This window comes from Streptomyces sp. NPDC040589, assembly GCF_055594445.1.
This window is the reverse complement of sequence record NZ_JBVIWP010000001.1, coordinates 219,457-237,202: the sequence shown is the minus strand read 5'-3', so window position 1 is coordinate 237,202 and position 17,746 is coordinate 219,457. Positions and strand designations below refer to the sequence as shown.

Here is a 17,746-nt window from a genome sequence, read left to right as displayed (position 1 = left end):
CCGGCCTCCCTTAGTTTTGTAGGAGCCGAACGTCTCGCTCGACCAAGCGAAGGGCGGTCGTGAGCCGGGCCCCGTGCAGGCAACCCCTGCGGCACCGCTCCCCGTCCCCTCCGGCGTCTCCCATCTCTCCGCGCTCCATGCTGTCGAAGGAGTCGATCTCCCATGGCCGAGACGACCGTCCGCCGCCGAGTCCGTCACGTCTCCCGGACGACCGAGTCCGACCGCAAGAACGCCGCCGCCGCGCTCCAGCGCGCCCTCGACCGCAGGGACAACGGCGGATCCACCGGCCACTGAGCCGCCCCTGGACCGGGAGCCGCCCGACGAGGCGCGGTGCGGGGCCTCACGCCCCGCGCCGCACCTCGAAATGGTCGATCCGCTCACCGCTCGACGCCAGCGCCGACACCTTCAGCTTCGGCGCGGTGCCGCTCTCCGCCTCCACGGAGAGGAACGAGAACCCGCGGTAGCGCACCCGCGACCACTGCACCGACTCGGCCTTCGTGTCCTGGGACTTGGTCCACCGGAACGTGGCGACCGACTCGTGGTCGGCGGCGTTCCCCTCGTAGCTCTCCTTCACGCCGTCAGGGAAGCCGTACAGCTCCTTGCCGCCGCCGCCCGCGGTGACGTAGACGATCCCGTCCCGCCTGGGGTCCGTCGTCCCGCCGACCGGCACCGGCCTGCCCACCTCGCCGTTCTTGACGGCGTCGGTCCGCTCGTACACGTGGTTGTGCCCGTTGATCACCAGGTCCACCTCGTGCTGGGCGAACAGCGGCAGCCACTCGGCGCGCACCCCGCCGTCGGAGGCGTGCGTGGACGTCGAGTACGCGCAGTGGTGGAAGTAGACGACGATGAAGTCGACGTCCTTCGCGGCCCTCAGCTCGCCGAGCTTCTTGTCCAGCCACTTCGTCTGCCGCCCCTCCGTGTAGCCGAAGTTGGCGGGGATCTCGTACGACACGTCGTTCGCGTCCAGCGCGACCACGCCGACGTTGCCGTAGGTGAAGGCGTACACGCCCGGTGCCGTACGCGCGTCGAAACCGCTGTCCGGCAGGGAGAAGCGGGCGAGCTGGCCGCCGTAGCCGTCCGGCGAGTACCAGGCCTCCATGTCGTGGTTGCCGGTCGTCACCATCCACGGCACCGACCTGGCGACCGGCTCGGTCTGCTTGAGGAACCGGTCCCACTGCCCGGCGTCGAAGACGTCCGACTCCTTGCCCTTGCCGGTCGGGTCGGCGTAGCAGATGTCACCGGCGTGGAGGTGGAAGGCGGGGCTCTGGCGCAGCAGCAGACGGTCGTTGAGGGCCGCCTCCTCGCCGACGCCCTGGTCGCCGAACGCGGTGAACACGAACCGCTCCGGCGGACTCGCGGGTGCCGTGCGGAAGGACGTGATGGTCGACCGGTGCCCGGGGGACGCGGGGTCGAAGCCCTCGTGGCCGACGCCGTAGTAGTACGTCGTGTCCGGGCGCAGGCCGTCCAGCGCCGCGTGCAGGTAGTACTGGTCGACCGCCGCCCGTACGTCCTTCAGCTCCGGGGTGTGCAGATCGCGCAGCTCCGCCTCCACCCTGCGGCCGAGGTCGTCGGGGCGCGTGCCGACCCGGAGGTACGGCTTCTTCACCGCGAGCGGCACCTGCCAGGAGATCCGCATCTGCGTCTTCGGGTCGGAGCCGAAGGCGAGATGGCGGCCGAAGGGAGTGATGAAGGATCCGGGCGCCTTCGACGTGCTCGGCGACGGGTCTCTCGTCGCCGTGGCGCCCCCGGCGCCGGAGCCCGAGCAGCCGGTCAGCAGCCCGCTCGCCACCGCGCCGGCCGTCACCAGCGTGCGCCGCCGCGACAGCCGTGTCCGCAGATACTCGTGCTGTTCCGCCATGCTCATCCGGTCCGCGAGCCGCCGGGGAATGCCGAAGTCGGGAGTCTCCATGCCAGTCAACTTCCCAGCAAGGCCCAACGCCGGTCTGACATACGGGTGAACGAGGGGCGTCGTGTCCGTATCGCGGACACTGCGTGTCATCCCATGGGACGAGGAGTAGGGTGCCCGCATGTCTCGCAGCATCAATCTCGCAGTGATCCCCGGTGACGGAATCGGCCAGGAGGTCGTGACCGAAGGGCTGAAGGTCCTCTCCGCCGTCCTTCCGCAGGATGTGAAGCTGGAGACCAAGGAGTACGACTTCGGCGCCCGGCGCTACCACGCCACCGGTGAGACCCTCACCGACGCCGACCTCGACGCCCTGAAGAAGCACGACGCCATCCTGCTCGGCGCGATCGGCGACCCGAGCGTGCCGTCCGGCGTCCTGGAGCGCGGCTTCCTGCTCAAGCTCCGCTTCGCCTTCGACCACCACGTCAACCTGCGCCCGTCGAAGCTGCTCCCGGGTGTCGCCACCCCGCTGGCCGGCGAGCCGGAGATCGACTTCGTCGTGGTCCGTGAGGGCACCGAGGGCCCGTACACCGGCAACGGCGGCACGATCCGCAAGGGCACCGAGCACGAGGTCGCCACCGAGGTCTCCGTGAACACGGCCTTCGGTGTCGAGCGCGTGGTCCGGGACGCCTTCGCGCGCGCCCAGGCCCGCCCGCGCAAGAAGCTGGCGCTGATCCACAAGAACAACGTGCTGACCTTCGCGGGTCACCTGTGGACCGACATCTTCAACAAGGTGGCCGAGGAGTTCCCCGAGGTCACCACCGAGTACATGCACGTGGACGCGGCGACGATCTACCTCGTCACGCAGCCCGAGCGCTTCGACGTCATCGTCACGGACAACCTCTTCGGCGACATCGTCACCGACCTCGCCGCGGCCGTCTCCGGCGGCATCGGCGTGGCGGCCTCCGGCAACATCAACCCGTCCGGAGACTTCCCGTCCATGTTCGAGCCCGTGCACGGCTCGGCCCCGGACATCGCCGGCCAGGGCAAGGCCGACCCGACCGCCACGGTGCTGTCCGTCGCCCTGCTCCTGCGCCACCTCGGCCACGAGGCCGAGGCCGACCGTATCGACGAGGCGGTCGCCGCCGACCTGTCGGAGCGCACGGGCAAGCCCGCCCGCTCCACCACGGAGATCGGCGACGCGCTCGCCGTACGAGTAGCAGGCTGACCCGCCGCTGCTTTTCGCGAAGCCGCCGGGTCGCATCCGCACCCGGCGGCTTTCGCATGTTCCCCGCCGGGTGCCACCATCGACCACCGGGTCGCATTCACCCCGTTCCTTCCGCCGCCGCCCCCGGGCGATAATCGAACGCGAGGCCGCGGAATGAGGGAATGCTCGGACGTCCTAGCACTGGTCATCATCAGAGCAGTACCGAGCGCGGCCCGTCACTACAACCGGTGAAGGACATCAACCCATGACGACGCCCACGATCGAGCTCAAGCCCTCCGCCAATCCGCTCTCCGCCGCAGAACGCGAGGCGATCCTGGCCAACCCCGGGTTCGGCCGCCACTTCACCGACCACATGGTGACGATCAAGTGGACGGAAGGCCGCGGCTGGCACGACGGACAGCTCGTGCCGTACGCGCCGATCTCCCTCGACCCCGCCACCACGGTCCTGCACTACGCGCAGGAGATCTTCGAGGGGCTGAAGGCCTACCGCCGCCCCGACGGGTCGGTCGCCACGTTCCGTCCGGAGAAGAACGCCGAGCGCTTCCAGCGTTCCGCGCGCCGGCTCGCGATGCCCGAGCTGCCGGTCGAGACGTTCATCGAGGCGTGCGACGCGCTGGTGAGGCAGGACAAGGGGTGGGTCCCGGCGCACGGCGGTGAGGAGTCCCTCTACCTGCGCCCGTTCATGATCGCGACCGAGGTCGGCCTGGGCGTGAAGCCGGCCAACGAGTACCTGTTCCTGGTCATCGCCTCCCCGGCCGGCGCCTACTTCCCGGGCGGCGTCAAGCCGGTCTCCATCTGGGTCTCCGAGGACCGGGTGCGTGCCGTCCCCGGCGGCATGGGCGACGCCAAGACGGGCGGCAACTACGCGGCGTCCCTGCTCGCGCAGGCCGAGGCCGCGACGAAGGGGTGCGACCAGGTCTGCTACCTCGACGCCGTCGAGCACACGTGGGTCGAGGAGCTGGGCGGCATGAACCTGTACTTCGTGTACGGAGACAGGATCGTCACGCCGTCCCTCACCGGGTCGATCCTGGAGGGCGTCACGCGGGACTCCCTGCTCGCCGTCGCCCGTGACCTCGGGTACGAGGCCGAGGAAGGCCGGGTCTCGGTCGACCAGTGGCAGCGGGACTCGGAGAACGGGTCGCTGACCGAGGTGTTCGCCTGCGGTACGGCGGCTGTGATCACGCCGGTCGGTACGGTCAAGAGGGCCGGGGTGGATTGGAAGCAGAGTGGTGGGGAGCCGGGGGAGGTCACCCTGAAGCTCCGCCAGGCTCTGCTGGACATCCAGCGCGGCACGGCCGAGGACAAGCACGGCTGGATGCACCAGCTGGGCTGAGTGCCCCTGCTCTCCGGGGGCTCCGCCCTCGGGCCCCCCGGCCTATGCCCACCCGCCACCCGAAGCGGTTGGGCTGGAAGCCCGACTTGCCTCATCGGCCCCGCGCTCCACTGAAACCGAGCCCGGGGCCGAGAGCACATGAGCCACCCCGCCCACCAGCCCCGACAGCAGAAGCCGCAGTCCACCCCACCGGTCAGTGACGGCAGGGACACCGCCAGGACGCCGACGGCCGCCATCTGGCCTTCGTCTCCCGCGCCGGCAACCTCGTCGCCGGTGACACCGACGGCCTGGCCGACGCCTTCGTACGCGACCTCGACACCGGCACGACCCGGTTGGCGAGCGGTGGCGTGGACGGCTCCGTCGACGATGTCGCCCTGAGCGGCAACGGCCGCTACCTGGCCTTCGCCGCCACGGCCGCGAGCGACGGCCGCAGCCACATCTGGGTCAAGGACCTGAAGGCCGGCACCCTCCAGCCCATCGCGGACACCGTCGTCACCGGCTACGACACCGGCAGGCAGCCCGCCATCAGCGCCGACGGCCGCTACGTCGCCTTCGTCGCCGAGCGTTCCGGATTCGGCGAGGGCGAGGACCGCTGGGGACGCGTCTACCGCGTCGACCGCACCAGCGGCGAGGCCGTCCGCATCAGCCAGGTGCCCGCCGCGACCGACCGGAAGACCGCCGCTACCAACCCGTCCATCAGCGCCGACGGCGGCCGTGTCGGGTACCAGTTCTTCGTCCCGCACCCCTCCTCGGGCGACTGGAGCGACGCCTGGGTCCGTGACGTGCCGAGCGGGAAGCTGTTCCACGCCGACCTGGCGCCGGACGGCCTGACGTCCGACGGGCAGACCGAGTTCCCGCAGATCAGCGCCGACGGCCGGTACGCGGTGTTCAACTCGCTCGACTCGCGGCTGACCCCGGGCGACACCAACCAGGGCCACAACGTCTTCGTCCGTGACCTCAAGACGGGGGAGCTGCGCCGGATCGACGCCGCCGACCCGGCCGCCTTCACCGCGTTTCCGCGACTCAGCGCCGACAGCCGGTACCTCGCCTTCGTCTCGGCCGACCCGGGCGACCCGGACCGTACGACGCGCGCCTACGTCCGTGACCTGCGCACCGGGCGCACGGTCCTGGCCAGCCCGGACGCCGAGGGCGGACCGAACGACCAGGGCGTGTCCGCCCCGGTGATCGACCGGCACGGCCGCGAGGTCGCCTTCAGCAGCTCCTCACCCGACCTCGTGCCCGGCGACACGTACGACACCTCCCACGTCTACGTGCGCCACATCCGGTGACCGACCGCATCCTGAGACAACCGTGAGCGGGGAGCGGGGGCTGTGCCAGACTGCCCCCGTGCTCTCGTTCGCCATGATTATTGGCAGCAGGCGCGCCGGTCCGCAGTGACCGCCACGTACGACCAGGTACGGGCGGACACCGTCGTCCTCGACCCGCGCGCAGACCTCTCGCACCCGCGAGAGGTTTTTCGCTTTTCTGGCCCACCCGAAGCCAGGAGCGAGAGCGCGAGGGAGTATGTGGGGGCGGTGGAGCCGGTCATTCCGGTACGACCGAGATCCAATCCTCAGGAGCCTTGAGACCATGACCGCAACCAGCGAACTCGACGATTCGTTCCACGTCTTCGACACCACCCTGCGCGACGGCGCCCAGCGTGAGGGCATCAACCTCACCGTCGCCGACAAGCTGGCCATCGCACGGCACCTGGACGACTTCGGCGTGGGCTTCATCGAGGGCGGCTGGCCGGGCGCGAACCCCCGGGACACCGAATTCTTCGCCCGCGCCCAGCAGGAGATCGACTTCCGGCACGCCCAGCTGGTCGCGTTCGGCGCGACCCGTCGCGCGGGAGCGAAGGCGGCTCAGGACCCGCAGGTCAAGGCGCTGCTGGAGTCGGGCGCCGAGGTGATCACGCTGGTCGCGAAGTCCCACGACCGCCATGTCGAACTCGCCCTGCGCACCACCCTGGACGAGAACCTGGAGATGATCCGCGACACGGTGTCGTTCCTGACGGAGCAGAGCCGCCGGGTCTTCGTCGACTGCGAGCACTTCTTCGACGGCTACCGGGCGAACCCGGAGTACGCGAAGGCGGTCGTCCGTACGGCGTCGGAGGCCGGCGCGGACGTGGTGATCCTCTGCGACACCAACGGCGGCATGCTCCCCGCGCAGATCCAGGCGGTCGTCTCCACGGTCCTGGCCGACACGGGCGCCCGGCTCGGCATCCACGCCCAGGACGACACGGGCTGCGCGGTGGCGAACACGCTGGCCGCCGTCGACGCGGGTGCGACGCATGTGCAGTGCACGGCCAACGGCTACGGCGAGCGGGTGGGCAACGCGAACCTCTTCCCGGTCGTGGCGGCGCTGGAACTGAAGTACGGCAAGAAGGTCCTGCCCGACGGCCACCTGCGCGAGATGACCCGTATCTCGCACGCGATCGCCGAGGTCGTCAACCTCACCCCCTCCACGCACCAGCCCTACGTCGGTCTCTCCGCTTTCGCCCACAAGGCCGGGCTGCACGCCTCGGCCATCAAGGTCGACCCGGACCTGTACCAGCACATCGACCCCGAGCTGGTCGGCAACACCATGCGGATGCTGGTCTCCGACATGGCGGGCCGCGCGTCCATCGAGCTCAAGGGCAAGGAACTCGGCATCGACCTCGGCGGTGACCGGGAGCTGGTCGGCCGGGTCGTGGAGCGGGTGAAGGAACGCGAACTCCAGGGCTACACCTACGAGGCGGCCGACGCGAGCTTCGAACTCCTCCTGCGCACCGAGGTCCAGGGCAAGCCGCTGCGCTACTTCGAGGTCGAGTCCTGGCGTGCCATCGTCGAGGACCGGCCCGACGGGTCCCACGCCAACGAGGCCACGGTCAAGCTGTGGGCCAAGGGCGAGCGCATCGTCGCCACGGCCGAGGGCAACGGCCCGGTCAACGCCCTCGACCGCGCCCTGCGCGTCGGCCTGGAGAAGATCTACCCCCAGCTCGCCAAGCTCGAGCTCGTCGACTACAAGGTCCGCATCCTCGAAGGCAAGCACGGCACCCAGTCCACGACCCGCGTCCTGATCTCCACGTCCGACGGCACGGGCGAATGGTCCACGGTGGGCGTCGCCGAGAACGTCATCGCAGCGAGCTGGCAGTCCCTGGAGGACGCGTACACGTACGGCTTGCTGCGGGCGGGGGTGGCACCGGCGGAGTAGCCGCCTGCGGTTTCGTCACAGGTCGGGGACGTGTCGGGGGCGCGGGTCCGCTTGGCTGCGGGCATGCGTGCCGCCAGGGGTGGCACGGGTGGGCGCAGCGGCACCCCGCTCCGCCCGGCTGCGGACCCCCGGCACCAGCGACGATGCCCGGTGCCGGGAAGCCGCCTGATGGGTCACATGGCCGAGTCGCGGGCGCGCGGTACCTGGGCCTCGCCCAGCCGCTCACGCCCCGGCCCGCGGTCCAGCCGGAAGAGCCCCGCCCCGCTCGACCGCTGACCGGGCGCGTGGACGGTGGCGCGGGTCAGTTCCTCCACCCCGTCGGCCAGGTACCCGACCCAGGCCGAGCCCTCGTCCTCGATGATCCGCTGCGCGTCCGTCCGCAGCCGCTCGATCACCCCGAGCAGCGCGGCCTGCTCCTTGTCGCTCGGGGAGTCGGTGGCCCGCAGATACGTCTGCGCCCACTCGGACTGCGCCCTCTTGAGGATCTGCTGCAGGGCCTGCTGCGTACGGATGTAACGCGTCCAGGACGCCGAGAACCCGAAGATCCGGTCGAACAGGACACAGCCCGCCCCACCGGCCAGGAACACGAAGCCCCACTCGGGCCGCACGGTCGTGGGCGCGGCCGCGTGCACCAGCGGAGTGAGCGTGCCGACGATGCCCAGCAGCGCGGCCAGCGCCCGCAGCGACCGCGACCACAGCGACGGCCCCCGGCGCCGCGCCAGGTACCAGCCGATCGCCGTCGTCACCTCCGCCTCGGCATGCCGGAACAGCTCCCACAACAGGTCCGCCCGAGAACGCGAACGGTCCAGCTCGGTGAGTGCGGACACCGTCATGTCCGCGGCCCTGCGTCTTCCGAACATGCCCCTGATCCGCCCTTCTGCTGTGACCGGTGGCCCGGCCCGGCCCACGGCAGTAAGCCAGAAGGCATCGTAGGCGCAGCGGCGTCCCGAAATCCCCGTCCTTATCGATATCCCTTCTGTGCCGATTCGGGTAGCTTCGAACGTATGAAGGCCGCACTGGTGCGTACCGTCGTAAGACTGCTGATCGCGCCGCTCGCCGCCCTGGTGGCGGTGCTGGTGGTGATGACGGCCGGTGCGACGGGTGCGCACGCGGCCACCGACCTCTCGAAAGTCGCCGAGGAACTGCGCGAGAGCCCCGTCTACGTCGACCCGGCCGCCTCCGACCAGCTGGCGGCGTCGGACGCCGAGGCCCTCGCCGACAAGATCAAGGACGCGGACAAGCCCGTCTTCGTGGCGGTCCTCCCGGCCGATACCCCCACGCAGGACCTCTTCCGGAACCTCCGCACCGAGACCGGCGTCACCGGCCTGTACGGCGTCCGCGTCGGCGAGCAGTTCGACGCCCGTGCCGACAGCGCGGTGATGAGCCGCCAGGCGGTGTCCAACCTGGTCACGGCCGTGCGGGACGCGGGCGACACCAAGGCCCAGCTGAACGACTTCGTCGACGACGCCCTGCGCGGCGTGGGCGGTACGGCGCCGAGCAGCTGGAGCGACGGCTCGGACACCGGCGTACCGGTCGGCGGCCTGATCACGTTCGGCGCCCTGGTCGCGGCCGGCGGCGCGGGCACCTACGCGGTGGTCCGGCGCAACCGGCGCCGCCACGAGGAGGAGCAGCGGGCCGCGCTGGAGAAGCTGCGGGTGGTGGTCGACGAGGACATCACCGCCTTCGGCGAGGAGCTCGACCGCCTCGACTTCCACCCCGGGGAACCCGGCGCCGACGACGCGATGCGTGCCGACTACGAGCGCGCCCTGGACGCCTACGAGCAGGCGAAGTCCCTGATGGCGGCCGCGACGAAACCGGAGGATGTCCGGCCCGTCACCCAGGCCGTGGAGGACGGCCGGTTCTCCCTGGCCCGACTCGCGGCCCGGTGCGAGGGCGGCCGGCTGCCGGAGCGCCGCCCGCCCTGCTTCTTCGACCCGCGCCACGGCCCCGCGGTCGCCGACGCGAGCTGGACGCCCTCGGGCGGCACCACGCGCGACGTCCCCGTCTGCGCGGCCGACCAGACCCGGCTCGCCGAGGGCCGCGACCCGGTGATCCGCGAGGTCGACACCGACTACGGCCGCCGCCCGTACTGGGAGGCAGGCCCGGCGTACGGCCCCTGGGCCGGCGGCTACTTCGCCGGCGGCATCCTGCCCGGCCTCCTCGTCGGCACCATGCTCGGCAGCATGATGGCCGCCCCCGCCTACGCGGCCGACTACGGCTCCGGCTACGGCGACTTCGGCGGATACGAGGGCGGTGACGTCTCCGGCGCCAACTTCGACTCCGGCGACTACGGGGGCGGCTTCGGCGGAGGAGACTTCGGCGGTGGAGGCTTCGGCGGTGGGGGAGGGGACTTCGGGGGCGGGTTCTGAACCCGCCCCGCCCCGCCCAGCCCGCCTGAGTTCGGTGCCGTAGCGCTTCTTGGCCTACGAGCCGTAGCGCGTCTTGGCCTAAGAGCCGCGCGCCTCCTGGCCCACCAGCCGCTCCCGATGCCGCCACAGCGTCCCGGCCACGACGCCCGCGAGCGCGACCAGACCCGCGCTCACCCACACCGGCGACCGGTACCCGAACCCGGCGCCGATCGCCGCGCCACCGGCCCAAGGGCCCAGCGCCGCGCCCACGTTGAACGCGGCCGTGGCGAAACCCCCGGCCAGCGTGGGCGCGCCCGGGGCCGCGTACAGCACCTGGGCGATCAGCGTGGAGCCGACGCCGAAGGACAGTGCCCCCTGGGCGAAGACCAGCCCGAGGGCCAGGACCGGGTGCCCGGCCCCGAGGGCCAGCAGGGACCAGCCCACGCAGACCGCGACGCCCCCGCCGACGAGGACCGGCAAGGGGCTCCGGTCGGCGAACCGCCCCGCGACGGTCACCCCCGCGAACGACCCGGCCCCGAACAGCGCGAGGACCCCGGGCACCCACACGCTGCCCAGCCCCGTCACCTCGGTGACCAGCGGCGCGAGATAGGTGAAGGTGCAGAACGTCGCGCCGTTCACGAGGGCGCCCAGCAGCAGGGTGACGATCAGCCGAGGGCTGCGCAGCGACCGCAGCTCACCGCGCAGCGCGGGCGGCGCGCCCTCGGCCGCACCGCCCGGCACGGACCACGCCACCGCCACCAGGGCCGGCAGCGACACCAGCGCCACGGCCCAGAACGCCGTACGCCAGCCCCACAGCCCGCCCAGCACGGCCCCGGCGGGCACTCCGGCCACACACGCCAGCGTCACCCCGCCCAGCAGCATGGACGTCGCCCGGCCCTTCGCATCCGCCGGGACCATGCCCACGGCGGTTACGAGCGCGACGGCGAGGAACCCGGCGTTGGCGAGCGCCCCCACGACCCGCGTGGCGAGCAGCACCTCGAAACTGCCGGTGAGAGCACCGACGACATGGACGGCGAGAAAGACGACGAGGAACGCCAGCAGCGCGCCCCGCCGCGACCAGCGCCGCGCGAGACCCGCCACGAGCGGCGCCCCTACGACCATTCCCGCCGCGAAGGCGGAGGTCAGCGCACCCGCCGCGGGAACGGACACCTCCAGATCCCGCGCGATGTCCGGTACCAGCCCGGACAGCATGAACTCGGACGTCCCTTGCGCGAACACGGCAAGGCCCAGCAGAAGAAGAGCGAACGGCATGAGGAAACTCCGCACCCGGAAGTCGACGACGAACACGACACGTCGGTCGGCGATCCGGCGGCGGAGCGAAGAAGGGGCCCGCCTCAGCGGCCCGGCATCACAAGCAGCCACCGGAGAGCCGGTGGCCGCACTCTGGACGCCTCGGGGCTGGACACGACAGGCACGTTAGGCGGATTCGGAGGACCGGGTCCACCGGTTTTCCTCCCGCTCTCCCCGGGCGGCGGTCAAGGCGGTGTTCCCCCGGCCCCCACCGCGGTGGACGATGACGACGGCCGCGAGGCAGACGGCCAGCCCGAGGGCGGTCTGGACGCCGAACGGCTCACCGAACATGAGCGCGCCCCAGACGGCCGTGACCGGCGCCATGAGGAACATCAGGGTGTTGACCTCGGTGACGCCGGAGCGCTTCAGGATGAGCCAGTACAGCCCGTACCCGCCGAACGTGGACAGACCCACGAGCCAGACGACCGCCACCCAGAACGCGCCCTCGGCCGGCGGTGCGGCGGCGCCGGCGCCCAGGGCCAGGACGGTGAAGAGCACGGCGCTGGTGGCGCAGTGGACGGTCAGCGACACCGAGGGAGCGACCCGCGAGCGGGACCGGCTCTCCAGGAACGTGGCCGCGACCAGGGACAGCATGCCGAGCAGCGGGATGGCGTACGCCCACCAGGCCACGTCGGTCCCGGCGGCGGCGTCGGCCAGGGTGACCACGGCCACGCCGCTCAGTCCGAGGCCCAGTCCGATCCACTGCCGGCCCGAGACGTAGCTCCCGAGCAGCGGTCCCGCGAGGGCTCCGGCGACGAGGGGCTGGACGCCGTCGATCAGGGCCGTCGTGCCGCTGGAGACGCCGAGCTGGATGGCGTAGTAGACGCTCAGCAGATAGCCGCTCTGCGACAGCAGCCCGATCACGGCCTGCCGGGTCACCTCCCGGGCGGTGAGTCCCCGCCACGCCGATCGCGTGAGGAGGGCGACGGCGATCAGGACGACGGCCAGCGGCAGGAACCGCCACATCAGGACCGTGAGCGCGGACGCGTTGCCCGCACCGAGCTTGGCTCCGATGAACCCGGAGCTCCAGCACAGGACGAAGGCGAGGGAGAGCAGGATGTTCACGACATCACAACCACTAGACAGATCGGTTTACTCGTTCGCCGTCGACTATACAGAACGGTATACTCAGGTGTCATGGGTACCACCGCCGAGAGCCCCCGCCGGATCACGATGACGCCCGCTGCCCGCCGCGCCCTGGAGGCCGCCGCGCGGCTGTTCTACGAGCGCGGCATCCACGCCGTCGGGGTCGACCTCATCGCCGCGGAGGCCGGGGTCACGAAGAAGACCCTCTACGACCGCTTCGGCTCCAAGGAGCAGATCGTCGTGGAGTACCTCGCCGACCGCGACGAGCGCTGGCGCGCCTTCCTCGGCGAGCGCCTGGACGCGGCCGGACCGGACCCGAGGGAGCGGGTCCTGACGGTCTTCGACGCCTCACGCGCATGGGCGCGGGACAGCAGTCCCAAGGGATGCAGCATGGTCAACGCCCACGCGGAGATCAGCGACCCCGCCCACCCGGCCCACCCGATCATCATCGGCCAGAAGCAGTGGATGCTCGCCCTGTTCACCGGCCTCGCCGCGGACATCGCCCCGGACGAACCGGCCGGTCTGGCCCGGGCGTTGATGCTGCTGCACGAGGGCGCGCTCGTCGCCCACGGCCTCGGCATCTTCCCGGACGCCATCGAGCACGCCCGCGAACAGGCACGCGCACTGCTCGCGTAGCGGACGGAACCTGTCCTACTTGGTCCCTACGGTGGTGCCATGACCACCTCCGACGGCACGGCCCCTCTCACCTTCGCCACCGTGGCCGACCTGGACTCCTGGCTGACCGCCCACCCCGCCCCGCACCCCGGCCTCTGGGCCAAGGTCGCCAAGAAGGGTTCGGGCATCCCTTCCGTCAGCGCCGCCGACGTCAACGACGTGGCGCTCTGCCACGGGTGGATCACCGGGCAGCGCAAGGCCCTCGACGGGTCGTACTACCTCCAGCGGATCACCCCTCGACGCCCCGGCAGCCTCTGGTCCATGGTCAACGTCCGGCGGGTGGAGGAACTGACCGCCGCCGGCCGGATGCGCCCCGGCGGGCGCGACGAGGTGGCGTCCGCACAGACGGACGGACGCTGGGACGCGGCCTACGCGTCCCAACAGGAGGCCGAGGTCCCCGAGGACCTCACGACGGCCCTGAAACGCAGCCCACGAGCCGAAGCGGCCTTCGAAGAACTCGGCCGCACGGACCGCTACCTCACCATGCTCCCCGTCCTCCGCGCCCGGACACCACGGAGCCGGGCAGCACAGGTGGCAGCGGCGGTCGCGAAGCTGGAGGGCGACGGGCGGGGGCGATGAGCCCGACGGGAGTTGCTCTGTCGCTCGGGTGGGGGCTCGGTCTCACGGGGTGGGTCGACTGCGGGTGGCCGTGCCGCTCGGGCGCGGGCCGGGCTCGGCGCCGGACGGGCAGGCTCGGCGTGATTCGCCGCATCGCGCGGGCGCGGGTCGGTCGACGGCCGGGTCCGGGTTGACCGGGGTCGCTCTACCGCTCGGGCGGGCCGGCCGCCGGAGGGGCCGGGTACGCAGGGGCCCACTGCTCGGGTGCGGACTTGGTGCTGAACGGGCTGGGCTCGGAAGGAAGCCGCCCCATCGTTCGAGTGGGATGGTGCCGGACGGGTCGGCTCGGTCGAGGGCTGCCCCGCTGCCCCGGGTGCGGGCTCGTTGTTGAACGGGCGGGCTCGGCGCCAGGCCGATCCATTGTTCGGGCGGGGATGGTTCCGGACAAATCGGTTCGATCGAGGGTCGCCCCCCTGATCGGCCACGGGCCCGGTGCAGGACGGGCCGACTCGACGGGGGGGCGCCCCATCGTCCGGGCGGGCGCTCGGTGCTGGACGGGCGGGGGCGACGGGAGCTCGCCTCATCGCTCGGGCTGGGGACGGTGTCGGACGGGTCGGGTAGGCCGGGGCCTCATCGCTGGGGCGGGTCTCGGTGTCGGAGGGCCGACTCGACGGGAGGCGCCCCATCGTCCGGGCGGGCGCTCGGTGTTGGACGGGCGGGGGCGACGGGAGCTCGCCTCATCGCTGGGGCTGGGGCTGGGGCTGGGGCTGGTGTCGGACGGGCCGGGTAGGCCGGGGCCTCATCGCTGGGGCGGGTCTCGGTGTCGGAGGGCCGACTCGACGGGGGGCGCCCCATCGTCCGGGCGGGCGCTCGGTGTTGGACGGGCGGGGGCGACGGAAGCTCGCCTCATCGCTCGGGCTGGGGACGGTGTCGGACGGGCCGGGTAGGCCGGGGCCCCATCGCCCGGGCACGGGCACGGGCTCGGCGCCGGACGGCCCGGCCTGGTCGGGGCGATCACCGCACGGGCGCCTGGACGCCGCAGGACGCGCCGGTCCGACCGGCGGTCAGCTCACCGCGCGACCACGGGCCCGGTGCCCAACCGCACCGGACCCGTGAGCTGTTCTGTCGCTGAGGGGCGGGTCAGAGTGTGGACGCCGCCGAGGCTATGGCTGAGGCGAAGGTGGAGACCTCCGTGTAGACACCGGGGGCCTCGGGCCGGGCGCAGCCCTCGCCCCAGCTGACGATGCCGACCTGGATCCAGGCACCGGCGTTGTCCTTGCGGAACATGGGGCCGCCGGAGTCGCCCTGGCAGGTGTCGACGCCGCCCGCGTCGAACCCGGCGCAGATCTCCTCGTTCGCGACGAGGCCGCTGTACAGACCGCCGTAGGCCTTGCACGCGGCGTCGCTGACGAAGGGCACGGTCGCCTTCAGGAGGTAGCGCTGCTGGGAGCCGCCCTCACGGTTCGCGCCCCAGCCGGCGACGGTGAAGTCACCGGTGTTGTACTGCGCGGTCGTGGCGATCTTCAGGGTCGGCAGATTGATCGGCTGGGCGAGCTTGATGAGGGCCCAGTCCTTGCCGGTGCCGTTGTAGCCGGGCGCGCGGAGCACCTTGGTGGAGCGGACCTGGACCCGGCCGCTCGTGGACTGGAGGTCGACGACCCCCGCCGTGGCGGTGATGCTGGTGTTGTTGCCGGAACTGCCCACGCAGTGCGCGGCCGTGAGCACGATCTGCTGGGTGTAGAGAGCGCCGCCGCAGCCCATGGACAGCCTGACCATGAACGGGAACTCGCCCTGCGCGGCCCGCGTCCCGCCGACGACGGGCGACGGCGCGGCCTGGGCCGCGGTGACGGGCTGAAGGCTGGCGATCGCGAGCGCGGCCGCGCCGACGACCGCGCATCTCTTGAGAGCCGTGAGAAGTCTCTTCAACGTGATGCCTTCCGTGGGGGGTTGACCTGGGGAGATGTACAACCGAAGCATCCGTTTGACGAGCGCATGTCAGCAGCAGGGCCAAAAAAACGTCCATGTGCTGGCATGGACCGGTCAAAATTCTGCTGCTGGATTATGAGAACGCCGAGAGTCCTCGCACAAGAGGCACGATTCGGCCACGCCGCACGGAGTCGCCCCGTACGGCGTGGCCGGAGGTTCAGGCGGTTCAGGCGTTCCTGATCGCCGAGATGTCGAAGTTGAGCTTGATCTTGTCGGAGACGAGGACACCGCCGGTCTCCAGCGCGGCGTTCCACGTCAGGCCCCACTCGGAGCGCAGGATCTCCGCCTTGCCCTCGAAGCCGACGCGCTCGTTTCCGAAGGGGTCCTTCGCGGCGCCGTTGAACTCCAGGTCGATGGCGAGGGTGCGGGTCGTGCCGAGGATCGTCAGGTCACCGGTGATGCGGTAGTCGTCGCCGCCGAGGGACTCCGCCTTCGTGGAGCGGAACGTCATGGTCGGGAACTCGTCCGCCTTGAAGAAGTCCGCGCTCTTGAGGTGGCCGTCCCGGTCGGCGTTGCCCGTGTCGATGCTGTCCATCACGACATCGAGGGAGGCCGAGGACCGCGCGGGGTCGCTGCCGTCGAGGCGGAGCGTGCCCGTGAAGTCCTGGAAGCCGCCCTTGACGTTGGTGACCATGGCGTGGCGGGCGACGAAGCCGATCGTCGAGTGCGCGGGGTCGATCGTGTAGTCGCCGGTCAGGGCGGCCAGCTCCGGTCGCACGGCGCCGGACGTGGCGGTCGCGGCCTCGGTGTCCTTGCTGCTGAAGATGCTCATGGGTACGCCTCCTGTGCGTGATGTGATGCCGACTCTTGATGTTGAATCTTGAACTACATCAACGCGCACCACCGTAGACCTATTCCAGTTCAATGTTCAACATCATTGGAGGCTGTGTCGCGATACCGCCGCCTGGCGGCACCGAGCGGCCCTCAGGGGTGGTCCTGCCGCGACCGTAGCGGACGGTCCCGGCCCGTGGACCGCCAACGGAAACGGGCACGTCGGACCGGGTGAGCCGGGCCCGTGAGAGGGCTCCAGCACTGGCGCGGTGCACCGAAAGGGCGGTGTCCTGGAAGACGAGGTTCCGTGTGGAGGGATCCGCAGGGAGACAGTCGAGACCACGGCGGACGTACAGCGCAGGGAGACCGACCGATGACACTCACCGGCTCCGGCTCGGCCTACGACCCACCGGGCCCCGCGGCCCCTTCCAGCGTGCGCGAGCACGGGCCGGCGCGGCGTCTGGACCGGCGCGTGGCCCTCGTCACCGGGGCCTCCTCGGGCATCGGGGCGGCCACGGCACGGCGATTCGCCATGGACGGCTGGCAACTGCTCCTCAACGGACGCGACCGGCGTTGTCTGGAGCAGACGGCGTCCGGCACCTCGGCCCTCGTCCTGCCCGCCGACCTCGCCGCCCCGGGCGGTCCGCGCCTGCTGGCCCAGTCCGCGCTGCACGCGACCGGCCGGATCGACGTCCTGTTCGCCGGGGCGGGCATCGGCTGGACGGGCGCGTTCGCCGCCATGCCGCACACCGACATCGACCGGGTGCTCGCCCTGGACCTCAACGCCACGCTCCACCTCGTGCGCGAGGTGCTGCCGTCCATGATCGCGGCCGGCCGGGGCCGGGTGGTGCTGCTCGGCTCGGTCGCGGGCTGCGTGGGCGTACGGGAGGAAGCGGTGCACTCCGCCGCCAAGGCGGGCCTCGCCGCCTTCGCCGACGCGCTGCGCCAGGAACTGCGCGGCACGGGCGTGGGCGTGACCTTCGTCGTGCCCGGCCGCGCCGGCCCCACCCGCAAGGACAGCCCCCGGCCCGTCTCGCCCGGCAGCGTCGCCCAGGAGGTCTGGGAGGCCGTACGCCAGGACCGCGACGAGGCATTCACCCCCACCTGGCGAACCCTCCCGGCCCGCATCCGGACCCTTGCCCCGACGCTGTACCGCCGCCTGCTGAACCCCTTCGGCTGACGGACGCCGGTACGCCACCCGCTCCCTGCCCGGCACATGGCGCTCGCGCTGGGGGCTGGTCTCGGGCCGGTAGGCCACCCGTTCCCTGCCCGGCCCCGGCGGCCAGCCGTCCCCAAGGCGGCCCTACAGCGGGCCCGCTCGCCCTTCCTCGTTCCCTCGTTCCCCCATCCCGGTCATCCCGGTCACTCCGGCCGGATCCTCCGTTCAGGTGACCGTCTCCCCGTGGTAGGGC

General features: G+C 71.7%; 15 protein-coding genes. 9 read left to right on the top strand and 6 right to left on the bottom strand.

All coding sequences use genetic code 11. The annotated features are described in order from the left end of the window. The first annotated feature begins 162 nt into the window (after window positions 1-162). Window positions 163-294 (top strand): hypothetical protein, encoded by a 132-nt coding sequence (locus ACZ58V_RS01020; protein WP_005479955.1) that lies wholly within the window; start codon window positions 163-165, stop codon window positions 292-294. A 46-nt stretch (window positions 295-340) separates the two neighbouring features. On the opposite strand, the gene ACZ58V_RS01015 is transcribed toward ACZ58V_RS01020, so the two are convergent. After that, complete coding sequence (locus ACZ58V_RS01015; RefSeq protein WP_471287758.1) at window positions 341-1,909, bottom strand: purple acid phosphatase family protein; 1,569 nt, start codon at window positions 1,907-1,909, stop codon at window positions 341-343. Window positions 1,910-2,027: 118 nt separating this feature from the next. On the opposite strand from ACZ58V_RS01015, the gene ACZ58V_RS01010 reads away from it, so the two are divergent. The 4 genes from ACZ58V_RS01010 to cimA all read left to right on the top strand — a co-directional run bounded on the left by ACZ58V_RS01010 (window position 2,028) and on the right by cimA (window position 7,599). Next, a complete protein-coding gene (locus tag ACZ58V_RS01010) occupies window positions 2,028-3,071 on the top strand; it encodes a 3-isopropylmalate dehydrogenase (protein WP_468194918.1) in 1,044 nt (347 codons plus the stop codon). 244 nt (window positions 3,072-3,315) lie between these two features. After that, window positions 3,316-4,404, top strand: a complete 1,089-nt coding sequence (locus ACZ58V_RS01005; protein WP_471287757.1) for a branched-chain amino acid aminotransferase — start codon at window positions 3,316-3,318, stop codon at window positions 4,402-4,404. Window positions 4,405-4,751: 347 nt separating this feature from the next. Then, window positions 4,752-5,693 (top strand): TolB family protein, encoded by a 942-nt coding sequence (locus ACZ58V_RS01000; RefSeq protein ID WP_471287756.1) that lies wholly within the window; start codon window positions 4,752-4,754, stop codon window positions 5,691-5,693. Window positions 5,694-5,994: 301 nt separating this feature from the next. Beyond that, a complete protein-coding gene (cimA, locus tag ACZ58V_RS00995) occupies window positions 5,995-7,599 on the top strand; it encodes a citramalate synthase (protein ID WP_471287755.1) in 1,605 nt (534 codons plus the stop codon). 173 nt (window positions 7,600-7,772) lie between these two features. Here the strand turns inward: cimA and ACZ58V_RS00990 are convergent, their stop codons facing one another. Then, the gene (locus ACZ58V_RS00990) at window positions 7,773-8,432 is read right to left on the bottom strand and encodes an SLATT domain-containing protein (RefSeq protein WP_468194928.1); all 660 of its coding nucleotides are present in this window, start codon (window positions 8,430-8,432) and stop codon (window positions 7,773-7,775) included. A 171-nt stretch (window positions 8,433-8,603) separates the two neighbouring features. Between ACZ58V_RS00990 and ACZ58V_RS00985 the strand changes: the two genes are divergently transcribed. Then, window positions 8,604-9,968: a hypothetical protein gene (locus tag ACZ58V_RS00985; protein ID WP_468194931.1), complete on the top strand. Its 1,365-nt coding sequence runs from the start codon at window positions 8,604-8,606 to the stop codon at window positions 9,966-9,968. Window positions 9,969-10,046: 78 nt separating this feature from the next. Here the strand turns inward: ACZ58V_RS00985 and ACZ58V_RS00980 are convergent, their stop codons facing one another. Both ACZ58V_RS00980 and ACZ58V_RS00975 read right to left on the bottom strand, forming a co-directional pair. Further along, entirely contained in the window at window positions 10,047-11,219 is a 1,173-nt protein-coding gene (locus ACZ58V_RS00980) for a Cmx/CmrA family chloramphenicol efflux MFS transporter (RefSeq protein WP_471288718.1), read from the bottom strand. A 165-nt stretch (window positions 11,220-11,384) separates the two neighbouring features. Next, a complete protein-coding gene (locus tag ACZ58V_RS00975) occupies window positions 11,385-12,323 on the bottom strand; it encodes a DMT family transporter (protein ID WP_471287754.1) in 939 nt (312 codons plus the stop codon). Between the two features lie 72 nt (window positions 12,324-12,395). On the opposite strand from ACZ58V_RS00975, the gene ACZ58V_RS00970 reads away from it, so the two are divergent. Both ACZ58V_RS00970 and ACZ58V_RS00965 read left to right on the top strand, forming a co-directional pair. Then, window positions 12,396-12,980, top strand: a complete 585-nt coding sequence (locus ACZ58V_RS00970; RefSeq protein WP_471287753.1) for a TetR/AcrR family transcriptional regulator — start codon at window positions 12,396-12,398, stop codon at window positions 12,978-12,980. Window positions 12,981-13,019: 39 nt separating this feature from the next. Beyond that, window positions 13,020-13,598, top strand: coding sequence for a YdeI/OmpD-associated family protein (locus tag ACZ58V_RS00965; RefSeq protein WP_471287751.1), 579 nt, complete (start codon window positions 13,020-13,022; stop codon window positions 13,596-13,598). Window positions 13,599-14,717: 1,119 nt separating this feature from the next. Here ACZ58V_RS00965 and ACZ58V_RS00960 read toward each other — a convergent pair. Both ACZ58V_RS00960 and ACZ58V_RS00955 read right to left on the bottom strand, forming a co-directional pair. After that, on the bottom strand, window positions 14,718-15,503 hold the full coding sequence (locus ACZ58V_RS00960; RefSeq protein WP_468194942.1) for a S1 family peptidase: 786 nt from the start codon (window positions 15,501-15,503) through the stop codon (window positions 14,718-14,720). A 226-nt stretch (window positions 15,504-15,729) separates the two neighbouring features. Continuing rightward, entirely contained in the window at window positions 15,730-16,335 is a 606-nt protein-coding gene (locus ACZ58V_RS00955; RefSeq protein WP_471287750.1) for a YceI family protein, read from the bottom strand. Window positions 16,336-16,707: 372 nt separating this feature from the next. Here ACZ58V_RS00955 and ACZ58V_RS00950 point away from each other — a divergent pair, with 372 nt between their 5' ends. After that, the gene (locus ACZ58V_RS00950; protein WP_468194947.1) at window positions 16,708-17,514 is read left to right on the top strand and encodes an SDR family NAD(P)-dependent oxidoreductase; all 807 of its coding nucleotides are present in this window, start codon (window positions 16,708-16,710) and stop codon (window positions 17,512-17,514) included. Window positions 17,515-17,746 lie beyond the last annotated feature (232 nt).